At 44.7% G+C, this 11,701-nt stretch carries 16 protein-coding genes and 1 pseudogene; 8 read left to right on the top strand and 9 right to left on the bottom strand.

Features of this window, described 5'->3' with window-relative positions:
* Positions 1-552: 552 nt before the first annotated feature.
* A complete protein-coding gene (carB, locus tag B9T16_RS20315) occupies positions 553-3,786 on the top strand; it encodes a carbamoyl-phosphate synthase large subunit (RefSeq protein WP_410245621.1) in 3,234 nt (1,077 codons plus the stop codon).
* An 18-nt stretch (positions 3,787-3,804) separates the two neighbouring features.
* Here the strand turns inward: carB and B9T16_RS20310 are convergent, their stop codons facing one another.
* A complete protein-coding gene (locus B9T16_RS20310) occupies positions 3,805-3,966 on the bottom strand; it encodes a hypothetical protein (protein WP_410245620.1) in 162 nt (53 codons plus the stop codon).
* Positions 3,967-4,169: 203 nt separating this feature from the next.
* Here B9T16_RS20310 and B9T16_RS20305 point away from each other — a divergent pair, with 203 nt between their 5' ends.
* From B9T16_RS20305 to B9T16_RS20295, 3 genes are all read left to right on the top strand, one after another.
* On the top strand, positions 4,170-4,331 hold the full coding sequence (locus tag B9T16_RS20305) for a hypothetical protein (protein ID WP_014276455.1): 162 nt from the start codon (positions 4,170-4,172) through the stop codon (positions 4,329-4,331).
* The gene (locus tag B9T16_RS20300; protein ID WP_410245619.1) at positions 4,318-4,446 is read left to right on the top strand and encodes a hypothetical protein; all 129 of its coding nucleotides are present in this window, start codon (positions 4,318-4,320) and stop codon (positions 4,444-4,446) included. The genes B9T16_RS20305 and B9T16_RS20300 overlap by 14 nt, the downstream gene beginning before the upstream one ends.
* Positions 4,447-4,562: 116 nt before the next feature.
* The gene (locus B9T16_RS20295) at positions 4,563-5,768 is read left to right on the top strand and encodes a DNA cytosine methyltransferase (RefSeq protein WP_410245618.1); all 1,206 of its coding nucleotides are present in this window, start codon (positions 4,563-4,565) and stop codon (positions 5,766-5,768) included.
* On the opposite strand, the gene B9T16_RS20290 is transcribed toward B9T16_RS20295, so the two are convergent.
* The 7 genes from B9T16_RS20290 to B9T16_RS20260 all read right to left on the bottom strand — a co-directional run bounded on the left by B9T16_RS20290 (position 5,740) and on the right by B9T16_RS20260 (position 8,590).
* Positions 5,740-6,462, bottom strand: a complete 723-nt coding sequence (locus B9T16_RS20290) for a restriction endonuclease (RefSeq protein ID WP_410245617.1) — start codon at positions 6,460-6,462, stop codon at positions 5,740-5,742. The two genes, B9T16_RS20295 and B9T16_RS20290, sit on opposite strands and share 29 nt — an antisense overlap.
* A complete protein-coding gene (locus tag B9T16_RS20285; RefSeq protein ID WP_410245616.1) occupies positions 6,459-6,725 on the bottom strand; it encodes a helix-turn-helix domain-containing protein in 267 nt (88 codons plus the stop codon). The genes B9T16_RS20290 and B9T16_RS20285 overlap by 4 nt, the downstream gene beginning before the upstream one ends.
* A 148-nt stretch (positions 6,726-6,873) precedes the next feature.
* Positions 6,874-7,266 carry a hypothetical protein gene (locus tag B9T16_RS20280; RefSeq protein WP_410245615.1) on the bottom strand — a complete coding sequence of 131 codons (393 nt, stop codon included), beginning with the start codon at positions 7,264-7,266 and terminating at the stop codon, positions 6,874-6,876.
* Between the two features lie 54 nt (positions 7,267-7,320).
* On the bottom strand, positions 7,321-7,800 hold the full coding sequence (locus B9T16_RS20275; RefSeq protein WP_410245614.1) for a hypothetical protein: 480 nt from the start codon (positions 7,798-7,800) through the stop codon (positions 7,321-7,323).
* Between the two features lie 6 nt (positions 7,801-7,806).
* Positions 7,807-8,139 carry a hypothetical protein gene (locus B9T16_RS20270; protein WP_410245613.1) on the bottom strand — a complete coding sequence of 111 codons (333 nt, stop codon included), beginning with the start codon at positions 8,137-8,139 and terminating at the stop codon, positions 7,807-7,809.
* Positions 8,096-8,377 (bottom strand): hypothetical protein, encoded by a 282-nt coding sequence (locus tag B9T16_RS20265; protein WP_006615985.1) that lies wholly within the window; start codon positions 8,375-8,377, stop codon positions 8,096-8,098. The genes B9T16_RS20270 and B9T16_RS20265 overlap by 44 nt, the downstream gene beginning before the upstream one ends.
* A gap of 9 nt (positions 8,378-8,386) precedes the next feature.
* Positions 8,387-8,590: a hypothetical protein gene (locus B9T16_RS20260; RefSeq protein WP_237766099.1), complete on the bottom strand. Its 204-nt coding sequence runs from the start codon at positions 8,588-8,590 to the stop codon at positions 8,387-8,389.
* A 255-nt stretch (positions 8,591-8,845) separates the two neighbouring features.
* Here B9T16_RS20260 and B9T16_RS20255 point away from each other — a divergent pair, with 255 nt between their 5' ends.
* The 3 genes from B9T16_RS20255 to B9T16_RS20245 are packed head-to-tail and all read left to right on the top strand — an operon-like array spanning position 8,846 to position 9,254.
* Positions 8,846-8,989: a hypothetical protein gene (locus B9T16_RS20255; protein WP_162097046.1), complete on the top strand. Its 144-nt coding sequence runs from the start codon at positions 8,846-8,848 to the stop codon at positions 8,987-8,989.
* Positions 8,986-9,129 (top strand): hypothetical protein, encoded by a 144-nt coding sequence (locus B9T16_RS20250; RefSeq protein ID WP_410245612.1) that lies wholly within the window; start codon positions 8,986-8,988, stop codon positions 9,127-9,129. Before B9T16_RS20255 ends, B9T16_RS20250 begins: the two co-directional genes overlap by 4 nt.
* Complete coding sequence (locus tag B9T16_RS20245) at positions 9,126-9,254, top strand: hypothetical protein (RefSeq protein WP_286131452.1); 129 nt, start codon at positions 9,126-9,128, stop codon at positions 9,252-9,254. The genes B9T16_RS20250 and B9T16_RS20245 overlap by 4 nt, the downstream gene beginning before the upstream one ends.
* A gap of 262 nt (positions 9,255-9,516) precedes the next feature.
* Here B9T16_RS20245 and B9T16_RS20240 read toward each other — a convergent pair whose 3' ends face one another.
* Positions 9,517-10,890, bottom strand: a complete 1,374-nt coding sequence (locus B9T16_RS20240) for a hypothetical protein (protein WP_410245611.1) — start codon at positions 10,888-10,890, stop codon at positions 9,517-9,519.
* Positions 10,891-11,522: 632 nt separating this feature from the next.
* On the opposite strand from B9T16_RS20240, the pseudogene B9T16_RS20235 reads away from it, so the two are divergent.
* Positions 11,523-11,701: pseudogene (locus B9T16_RS20235) on the top strand (IS1 family transposase); the annotation flags it as partial.

The following is an 11,701-nucleotide window of genomic DNA, read 5'->3' as shown; positions in this document are numbered from 1 at the left end:
TATGAAGCCAAAGCCAAGGGACGAAATCGGGCGGAATTTGTGGTTATAGGCTAAATAGCAGCGATCGCAGCGATCGCCTGAGTTTATTTTCCGGTTCCAGGGTAGAGGACAGAAGCTGATTAACAGACCCCTAGCAGACAATCGGGGGCGGGTGTAGCACCAAAAATACCAAAACTAAGCAGACCGACAGTCAAAAGCCATAAGGGGTAATTTTGGGGGGAATAGCCCTAGTATGTAAAAATCCTAGGAGGTAGCATAATCTCAATTGTCAAGTTCAGTCTGAACATTTAGGCGGGAGTCCCGATTGTACTCTGACAGTGAATAATTCCCGACCGGATCTAAAATTAGGCTGATGATGTCAGTTAAATTTAAGTCTAAGTTATGATTTCTAAGCGCCAGGAAGTGGCGTTTTAGCCTGTGGAGACGATTGGAGACCCCAGCTACAAACTAATAGCCTGGGGAATTGTCGGAGAAGCAGGAAGCCTACACCATAAGCGTCAGCCTTAGTGTAGGGTACTTCACAGATAACCGAATAACGGATAGTTAAGAGATATGCCGCGACGCAACGACCTAAAAAAAATTCTGCTGCTGGGTTCGGGTCCCATTGTAATCGGACAAGCCTGCGAGTTCGACTATTCAGGGACTCAAGCCTGTAAAGCCCTACGAGAAGAAGGATATGATGTAGTTCTGGTCAACTCTAACCCAGCCACAATCATGACCGACCCAGAGACGGCCCGGCGGACATACATTGAACCATTAACCCCAGAAATTGTCGAAAAAGTAATCGAGGCGGAACGTCCCGATGCTTTATTACCAACCATGGGGGGTCAGACAGCGTTAAATATTGCTGTAGCTTTGTCGAAAAATGGGGTCTTAGACAAATACGGAGTTGAACTGATTGGCGCTAAATTAGATGCGATTGAAAAAGCCGAAGATCGTCTCCTGTTCAAACAGGCGATGGAGAAAATTGGGGTAGCCTGCTGTCCGTCAGGTATTGCGAATAACCTCAATGAAGCCAGGGCGATCGCAGAGCAAATTGGGACTTATCCGCTGATTATTCGTCCCGCCTTCACTATGGGGGGTACAGGGGGCGGTATTGCTTATAATCAGGAAGAATACGAGGAATTGGCGATGGGTGGGTTGGACGCTTCCCCCATGTCCCAGATTTTAGTCGAACAGTCTTTAATTGGCTGGAAAGAATACGAGTTAGAGGTAATGCGGGATTTGGCGGATAATGTGGTGATTATCTGTTCCATTGAAAACCTCGACCCTATGGGGGTTCATACTGGGGATTCTATTACGGTCGCTCCGGCGCAAACCCTCACGGATAAGGAATATCAACGATTGCGGGATGCGGCGATTAAAATTATCCGCGAAATTGGGGTAGAAACAGGGGGTTCTAACATTCAGTTTTCCGTGAACCCGGTTAATGGGGATGTGATTGTCATTGAAATGAACCCCCGTGTGAGTCGGTCTTCTGCTTTGGCTTCTAAGGCGACTGGGTTCCCTATTGCTAAGTTTGCGGCAAAATTGTCTGTGGGTTATACCCTCGATGAAATTAGCAATGATATCACCAAAAAAACTCCGGCTTCTTTTGAACCAACTATTGATTATGTGGTAACAAAGATTCCCCGGTTTACTTTTGAGAAGTTCCCAGGTGCTGAACCAGTATTGACTACCCAAATGAAATCGGTGGGTGAGGCGATGGCTATTGGTGGCACTTTCTGCGAGTCCTTCCAAAAAGCTATGCGATCGCTAGAAACGGGTTTAGCGGGTTGGGGACTTAATACCAACGAAAAAGTCCCCAGTTTAGATACGATCCGTTCGGGTTTGAGAACTCCTAACCCTGACCGAATGATAACACTCCGCTATGGGATGTTATTGGGAATGTCGGTAGAGGAGATTTATGAGTTAACCGGGATTGACCCTTGGTTTTTGGATAAGTTGCAGCAATTGCTGGAGACGGAGAAATTCTTAAAACGCACTCCTGTGACAGAAATTAATCATGAGGATATGCTGGCGATTAAGCGCCAAGGTTTTAGCGATCGCCAAATTGCTTTTGCGAGTCAAACCACCGAAGATGAAGTCCGCAAATATCGTAAGGGTTTAGGGGTAAAACCTGCCTATAAAATGGTGGATACCTGCGCGGCGGAATTTGAGTCTACCACCCCTTACTATTATTCTACCTATTGGGAAGAGGACGAAATGATCTCCTCCGACCGCCCCAAAGTCATGATTCTCGGCGGCGGACCTAACCGCATTGGTCAGGGGATTGAGTTTGACTATTGTTGCTGTCACGCTTCCTATTCGTTGCGCGATGATGGCTATATCACCATTATGGTTAACTCCAACCCGGAGACGGTTTCCACGGACTACGACACCAGCGATCGCCTTTATTTTGAACCCTTGACCAAGGAGGATGTTTTTAATATCATTGAGGCGGAAGAACCACTAGGTATTGTCATTCAGTTTGGCGGTCAGACTCCCTTAAAACTAGCGGTTCCCCTCGAAAAAGCCTTGTCAGAATCCACCCTCAAAACTAAAATTTGGGGGACTAGCCCGGACTCTATTGATACCGCTGAAGACCGGGAACGCTTCGAGAAAATTCTCCGGGAGTTGAATATTCAACAGGCGGCGAATGGAATGGCTCGCAGCTATGAGGAAGCCCTCGCGGTGGCGGGTCGTATCGGTTATCCGGTGGTCGTGCGTCCTTCCTATGTGTTGGGGGGTCGCGCCATGGAAATCGTCTATTCTGATGAGGAATTGGAACGATATATGACTTTTGCGGTGCTGGTGGAACCGGATCACCCGATTTTGGTTGATAAGTTCCTGGAAAATGCCGTTGAGGTCGATGTTGATGCGATCGCAGACCATACCGGAAATGTGGTTATCGGTGGCATTATGGAACATATTGAACAGGCGGGGATTCACTCCGGGGACTCGGCTTGTTCCATTCCTACCCAAACTCTATCAGAAACTGTCCTCGCTACTATTCGCCGCCAGACTATTCAATTGGCTAAGGCTTTGAATGTGGTGGGTCTGATGAATATTCAGTTTGCTGTACAAGGTGAACAGGTTTATATTCTGGAGGCTAACCCCCGCGCTTCCCGGACGGTTCCTTTTGTGTCTAAGGCGATCGGTATTCCTTTGGCTAAAATGGCTTCGCGAGTGATGTCTGGCAAGACTTTGGCAGAGTTGGGATATACTCAGGAGAAAATTCCTGATTATGTGTCGGTGAAAGAGGCGGTTTTGCCTTTTGCTAAGTTCCCAGGTACGGATGTCCTCCTCGGTCCAGAAATGCGATCGACTGGAGAAGTTATGGGAATTGATACGGAATTCGGACGCGCCTTTGCTAAGGCGGAATTGGCGGCGGGTCAGGTTATACCGATGTCTGGGACGGTGTTTGTATCTGTCAATGACCGCGATAAAGAGGCGATCGTTCCTGTGGTTCAAGATTTCCTGGATCTGGGCTTTAAGGTGACTGCTACCATCAACACTCGCAAGGTTTTATGGGAACATGGGGTTAAGGTTGACCTGGAGTTGAAACTCCATGAGGGTCGCCCTAATGTGTTGGATGCTATTAAAAACCATGCGGTACAGTTGGCGATTATCACCCCTTCGGGGTCGGAAGCGCGGGCTGATGGTATTACTATCCGGCGATCGGCTTTGGCTTACAAAGTCCCCATTATTACCACTATCGCTGGCGCTAAAGCCACTATATCCGCTTTGCGATCGCTCCAGAAACACCCCCTAGATGTTAAAGCCCTTCAAGACTATTACATTTAAAATAGTCTCGCTCTAGGGCTAATGGGCGGGTTTAGACGGTTGGCGGATTGTTCCCCAAAACCGTCGGGTGTGTCGCATCCGACCAGTTACCGGGGAAACCGACCAACTAGGGATGGCGACGCACCACCAAAACCGCCGTGGGGAAAAGGCGGGTGTATATAATTGGCTGGTGTGTTCCATGGCTGACTGCTGCACCCGCCCCTACATTACATTGGGCGCGTTATTCGAGGTCGAAATTGGGTGAAATTGGCTGAAAATGCGATCGCACTTCACNCCAAAACCGTCGTGGGGAAAGGGCGGGTGTATATAATTGGCTGGTGTGTTCGATGGCTGACTGCTGCACCCGCCCCTACATTGGGCGCGTTATTTGAGGTCGAAATTGGGTGAAATTCGGTGAAAATGCGATCGCTCTTCCCACCAAAACCGTCGTGGGGAAAGGGCGGGTGTATATAATTGGCTGGTGTGTTCCATGGCTGACTGCTGCACCCGCCCCTACATTACATTGGGCGCGTTATTTGAGGTCGAAATTGGGTGAAATTCGGTGAAAATGCGATCGCTCTTCCCACCAAAACGGGGGCGGGGAAAAGGCTAGTAGGGGCGGGTGCTAGATCCGCCATCGGGAAAACCAGCCCACTACCTGCACCCGCCCTTCTTCTGTAACGCCCCAACATTGGGCGCGTTATTCTTGTTAACAAAAGGTTCGACTTGATCTCAGTCTTGACATTATGTATACTATCTGTCACTATAATGGTTATAGAGCCTTTATTTTTCAATTCATGGACCTACAATTATCCTTGTTTCCAGATGATCCAAAAGATAACAGCACCAGGAAGCAGAAAAAAGCTAAATTAGGGCGTTATCAAAGAATTCAGCGTGAATTAGCCACAACCAAACGCGATCCTTATCAAGTTCAAGTTGATATTAATCCCGTATCCCAACCACTGCAAACCTATAACTTTATCGATCTATTTTCTGGTGCAGGGGGAATCACGCAGGGTTTTTGGCAAGCTGGTTTTAATCCAGTAGCTAGTGTAGAAATTAACCCAATTGCCTCCGCCACTCATCAGAGAAACTTTCCCAATTGTCATCATTTTTGTGGGGATGTTAATGATTTTAATCCTCACCAGTGGCTATCTAAAATTGGTTCTCCTTCAGTTCATCTCGTCGTAGGCGGGCCACCGTGTCAAGGTTTTTCTGTCGCTGGGAAGCGCGATCCCAATGATCCTCGCAACCATTTATTTCAAGAATTTATTCGCATTGTTGCTGAAGTGCGTCCTTGGTATGTCGTTATGGAAAATGTACCCGGCATTTTAACCCTCAAAAAAGGCACAATTAAACAAGCTATTTTTGCTGCTTTTGAAGCCATTGGTTACACCAATATTTCCGTAGCAATTCTTGAATCTGCTGCCTATGGTGTTCCCCAAATCAGGCCCAGAGCTATTTTTATAGCTAATCGTTTCGGAATGAAAAATCCTTATCCATATCCTCAATTAGTTCCAGAGGAGTATCAGACAATTGAATCAGCAATTTCCGATCTACCAGCTTACCAACCCATTCCCAGTATTAATCATGAATGGACTCGTCATTCTCCCGAATATATGGAGCGGATATCAAAAGTACCTCCAGGAGGTTCTTTGTATCAAACCTATGTTGATGCTTTTAAGCGACAGTATCCCGGAAAATCTAGTATGACCATCAAAGAGAATCACGGGGGGACTCATATTCATCCCCATCTAAATCGGGTGATTTCAGCGCGAGAAATGGCTAGATTACAGACCTTTCCTGATTCTTTTATCTTTGAAGGAACCATGAAAAAAGCCATGTGGCAAATTGGAAATGCTGTTCCTCCACGTCTAGCAGAGTGTATTGGCTATGGACTCATTCCTTACTTAAATAGGATTGTCACAGAGGCTGAAAATGAGGCTGAAAATATAGTTGTCTCCGAAAAACAGCTTACTTATGTTCAGCTAATGTTGCATTAAGAGCATTACGCCATGACTCAAAATCATACCAACCGCAACCTATACAACCACCTTCTGCTTCCGCTCCCAATGGAGGAATATTATCAGGCCAGTTATCACCCCCAGAATACCAGAAGTGGATACCCATGGGCTGCCCTCTTTTACCAGTTTTCATACATCTTTCACAACTTCTGGATTTCAGTAAATTGTGGTTGCCAGCACTATCTTTTTTGAGAAGTTGAAATTTGCTTTTGATTTCGTTTTCGTTCATGTTTATGTCATGACTAGGTTCGGCTTTACCCCAACGCTGCATAGGAAAACGGTGATCAATCACTAACTCATGGGTTGGTCTTTTTCGATTTGCAATAACGTCTTTATAATCATAAAGTTTCAAAATTCTGTCGGCTAATTTTGGGGGAATAATAGCCGGAGCATTTGACGGTTTTATTTGCCCAGTCCATCTATCCCATCTGGTTTTTTTATTACAGATGTTACAGAAATCCCGTTTGGTCTCAAGATGTAGCCCCGGACGACTTTTAGTTCCGCGCTCTAGTCCTTGAATTCCACCACCTCCAGCGTATTGCTCCGATGCTACTTGCTTACCTTCATAAGTGCGACAGTGCCACTTCTGATCTGACAGCAAACTGAACACCTTTAACTGAGAAGAACCTGGTTTTAATTGGGATTTAAAATTAGCCACTAAATTGCGATTCATTCAGTCCTAGTTATTTCTATTTCTAAGTTATCCAGAAGTTGAGATACGGTTATTCCTAAGCCCTCAGCAAGAGCCACAATAGCCGTAAGAGAAGGATTTCTGACACCACGCTCTAGACCAGATATATACGTGCGGTCTAGGTCACAACGTAGCCCTAGTTCTTCTTGAGAAATACCCACAGCCATTCTATGCTGTCTAATCAGAAATCCCAAGGCTTTTAAGGTTTTTGCTTTTGATTTTTCCAGAGAGTCATAATTACCCATGGTGGACGATAAGTCTACTGACTATCAGTCACATTAACAGATATTTTTGTCCTCTCAAAGTCCCTCTCCCTTTCTGGGATCCAGATTGAGGGTGAGGGTAATGTATTAAGCGACTGGTGAACAAGCTGTACTCTGATTGACGATTCTCCTAACGGCTAATCTTCCCAGGTCTTGAATTTAACCGCCACCAGGTTAACCACCCCAAAATTAACCCAATTAGACAACTAATAAAAAACGTCAAACTTGCCGTTGATGCCGGATGAATCGTTGGCGATTCTGCCTTATTTTGTGAGGGTAAAAACGGGTTGATTTCCGTTAATATACCCTCCGAATAATTCGCGATTGAGGAAGCCGACGCCGATGCTGTACCCACTCCTATACTAGCAGCAGCGATCGCCCTTTCCAGCCGATCTTCTCTTTTCGCTTGATTAATTTCCACAATTCCCTCAATCGTCTTAATCAGATTTTCTAATAAAATCATCCCCGGACTTAAACTCTCATAGTCCGTTTTTACCTGTCTTTCATACTTTTGTTCTGCCAATTTACTAAACTCAGCAAACGTAGTTAACTGACAATTTGGGTCTAGCTTCGCAAATTATTTTAACCTTTGTCGATAGTTGGTTAAATTAATCGTAATTGTCCTTAACTGGGAATGCAGTTGACTTAAATTGATCGCATAATTCCCTAATATTTCTAGCGTATCTTCTAAAGCCTTTTGTAAATCTTCCGGGTCTTTCCGCTGTTGGCGAATTGTTAAGACCGATTTTTGAATCGTTTGATAATTGTCTTTTAATCGGCGTTTCAAAATCCGACTTTGGCTATAAGCCCAAATAATCTTATGGCGATAGGATAACAGGCGATGAAAATGGGTCTGTATTTCCCTAATTTTATCTTGCACTGCCTTTAAGTCGCACTCTGCTGGTAATAGCCAAATTAAATAATGGCATTCTCCTAAAATGTTTTGAATGTCCTTTGTCAGCAGTGATTTATGTTCATCATTTAACCAGGGATAATTTCGCAGGTCTTCCGGTTTTTCATTATCAATCAGTATCAGTAAATTTTCCCAATCTGTCACCGAAACTCACTGGGTTATTTCAAATAAATCGTCCCCTAACAGTTTATTCCCTGGGAAACTCAATTGATTATCTTTTTTCCAGGGTAGGGGTTTATTGGCGATTTCTGTATAACTCTTGTCGGCAATTTCATTAACTTTATCTGGGGAATATTTCCCGTCAAGTTGACCCCACAATAACCAAGTTTTACCTAGGCTTGAGTGAGTGTTATTAATCCTTTCCTGAATGTATTTTTTCAGTTGACTTAAACTGGTTTTATGATATTCGCTATCATAGGCATCAACGATTAAACTATAGCTATCCCCCAATTGCGATGCCACTAACACATATTCTATCCACATTAGAGGTTGTTCGATAGTCTAACGACACAATATCGCTTTCGGGGTTTTCGCGGTTAGCATATTTTTCCAGTTTTTGCTTATTTTCTGGCGTTAAGTTACTATATGGTTTTTGCAGGTCATGATGAAACCGCCGCCAAAAATAATAGCGATTAAAATCTATGCTTTCTGAGGTTTGTCCTAACCCTTCCCGTAAGTCATACAGAAACAGTTGCAGCGTGATTTCTTTCAGGGGGTACATTCAGTTAACTTAGATAGATGGAGATGACTGAAATAGTTGCCTAAAAAACTCTTTGAGTTTGCCACATCCCGAAGGATTTAGCGCATCTTTTGAGGCTTTTACTGGGTCGGGAGAATGACAAATTTGCTCCGCCAGATTGCTTAATTCTGTGCTATAATCATCACTATCGAAACTCGGTAGATAGCCTTTTTTTCGCTCGCTTCCCTCAGCCATTAGTCGATCGCACCACAAAAAACGGCGCCGGGGAAAGGGCGGGTGTATATAACTGGCTGGTGTGTTCGATGGCTGACTGCTGCACCCGCCCCTACATTGGGCGCGTTATTCGAGGTCGAAATTGGGTGAAAACGCGATCGCACCACAAAAAACGGCGCCGGGGAAAGGGCGGGTGTATATAACTGGCTGGTGTGTTCGATGGCTGACTGCTGCACCCGCCCCTACATTGGGCGTGTTATTCAATGTCGAAATTGGGTGAAATTCGGTGAAAATGCGATCGCACCACAAAAAACCACCGTGGGGAAAGGGCGGGTGTATATAACTGGCTGGTGTGTTCGATGGCTGACTGCTGCACCCGCCCCTACATTGGGCGTGTTATTCAATGTCGAAATTGGGTGAAATTCGGTGAAAATGCGATCGCACCACAAAAAACGGCCGTGGGGAAAGGGCGGGTGTATATAACTGGCTGGTGTGTTCGATGGCTGACTGCTGCACCCGCCCCTACATTGGGCGTGTTATTCAATGTCGAAATTGGGTGAAATTCGGTGAAAATGCGATCGCACCACAAAAAACCACCGTGGGGAAAGGGCTAGTAGGGGCGGGTGCTAGATCCGCCATCGGGAAAACCAGCCAACTACCTGCACCCGCCCTTCTTCTTCTTTAACACCACGGGGAAAACCAGCCAACTACCTGCACCTGCCCTTCTTCTTTAACGCCCCTACATTGGGCGCGTTATTCGAGGTCGAAATTGGGTGAAAAGGCGATCGCCTCATCTCTGAGAAAAACCAACGGGTGAGCGGAGCCTTCCCAACAGAAACCACATTTTCAGCGGTGGCAGATCTCCTTTGATTCAACAACTATATATCTAAACCGTCCGCTGCAACACGGTTGTTAGCTTGTATTCTATTCAACAATACTCGCCACCTCTAAAACTTGTCCTTGTAAGAGTCGATAAGTTTTTTCAAATCCTCGAATCTGTCGGGGAATTTATCATCAAGTTTTTTCCGAAACGATAACCAGTAAGACTCAAGAAGAGAACCATTTTTTGTATCCTCATGAAAAATATTTGTGATCACCCATGGACTTTTATATGACCCATAAATCTGATGATTGTTGCAAAAGGCGTTGAGAATAGATTCCTTGTGTGTTGGTGACAAGAATGAGTAAATTGGATAAAACTTGTCTACACAGTTCAGAGATTCCTGGAAACTAGTAACTCGTTCAAATTTCTTAATAAATGCTTCGATGCTATCATTCAAAATGACTTTGAATTTATTGGATTCATAAGGCAATCTTTCCATCAAATTTAATACTTCATCTGGTGAGGCTTCTTTCAGTTTTACTTGTACAGAATCCATAAGAAAATCAATATAAGCAGCATTCGCTAATATCTCTTTATCCTGACAGTTTATGCCACTGGCGACGTTCATCTTCTCGATGAACCTTATTGCCTTCAATCTACATGGATCGCTCAAGTTTTCCACAGCATTATCCACTCTACGAAGATATGTAATCACTTTTGGCCAATTTTCGTCAGTGACTTCATCAAGAATAATAGAAGACAGATTTTCAGTTAAAATATTTCCGACATTCTCTCTGTGCATTCTAGCTACAGCATTCAGTGCAGAAAACTGTCTCTCCTTTTCATCTTCTGGGAGATCTTCTGTTAAGAGACTCCTAGTTAATCCGATAACAATGTCTTTGATTAGAGAAACCCGAGGACGAGCCAAAAGTCCTTTTTGGAAATATTGAACTGCCTGATTTGGATTGGTAGGAAAGTAAACAGACTTGATATCTTCCCAAATTCTATTTAGAGCCAAACGACCTTGAACTGGAGGGCGCTGCAAGAGATATGTGACTGCGCTCCGCATATGATAACGCGCTAATTCTGCTGTCGCCTCAAATGGTTCTTCCAGAGATGCCATTGATGGATGAGCACATCGATTTCTATCTTCACACAATCTTGTGATATCTGCTTTTTCTATAGGTGAAATAAGTGCAAATTTGCTTTCTGCTATATTAGGAATATCCGACTCAAACTTCCAAAGTCCTTTGACATCAGAGTTTTTACTCATGTTTTCAAACTGCTGCAATAGCTGATAAGCCTCACGATTCCCTACCTGGTCTAGCTGCCTTAATTTGTGGATGAAGTCAAATACAACAGCATTCCAGGTAGAAACAATACAAGAACGATATGCCCCAGCGCGGTAACAAGCTACAGCTTCCTGAAGAAACTTTTTGGCTGACTTATCTATACATAGAATTATTAGCTCATAAAGATCAATGAATGTTTGGTACATGAGTGAAAATTTAAGGTGAGTTACTTTACTTTAACTATTCTACTCTATCTACAGCAAAACACCTGGCGGCGGACTGAACCCGCCACATTTGGGTAAAATATCTTCTAACAATCACCTATCCTCAAGGCGATCGCACTACAAAAAACCGCCGTGGGGAAAGGAAAGGGCGGGTGTATATAGCTGGCTGGTGTGTTCGATAGCTGACTGCTGCACCCGCCCCTACATTGGGCGTCTTATTCGAGATCGAAATTGGGTGAAATTGGGTGAAAATGCGATCGCACTACAAAAAACCGGCGGCGGGAATGCGATCGCACCACCTCACCAAAACCGGCGGCGGGAATGCGATCGCACCACCAAAAACCGCTGACTAACGGCTAATATTCCCCGGTCTTGAATTTAAACGCCACCAGGTGAAACTCCCCAAAATTAACCCAATTAGACAACTCGCAACCAACTTATAGCTTTGTAATTTGCCTCGCGCCCTTTGCTTTTTGGGCGGGACTGGAAACCCGGCGGGCATAGGGGATAATTCCCCGTTGTGTTCCCTGGTATCATCTTCCTGGGCTTGACGGGATCTCATATCGTTTTTGCGCTGTTGCATAATAGAAAATGATATTCTCAAATAAATCAAGATGGATTGTCCTTATTGCCAAAGCCATAAAGTAGTCAAAAATGGTCATCGTCAGGGAAAACAGAGTTACCTGTGCCGTGAATGTGGTCGCCAATTTCGAGAAAATCCCTGTCCTGGAGGTTACAGTTCTGATGTCAAAGAGCTTTGTGTGAAAATGTCCCTCAATGGCATGGGATTTCG

The organism is Arthrospira sp. PCC 8006, from assembly GCF_046480465.1.
GTDB lineage: Bacteria > Cyanobacteriota > Cyanobacteriia > Cyanobacteriales > Microcoleaceae > Limnospira > Limnospira platensis.
This window is presented reverse-complemented; position numbering and strand designations above follow the sequence as displayed.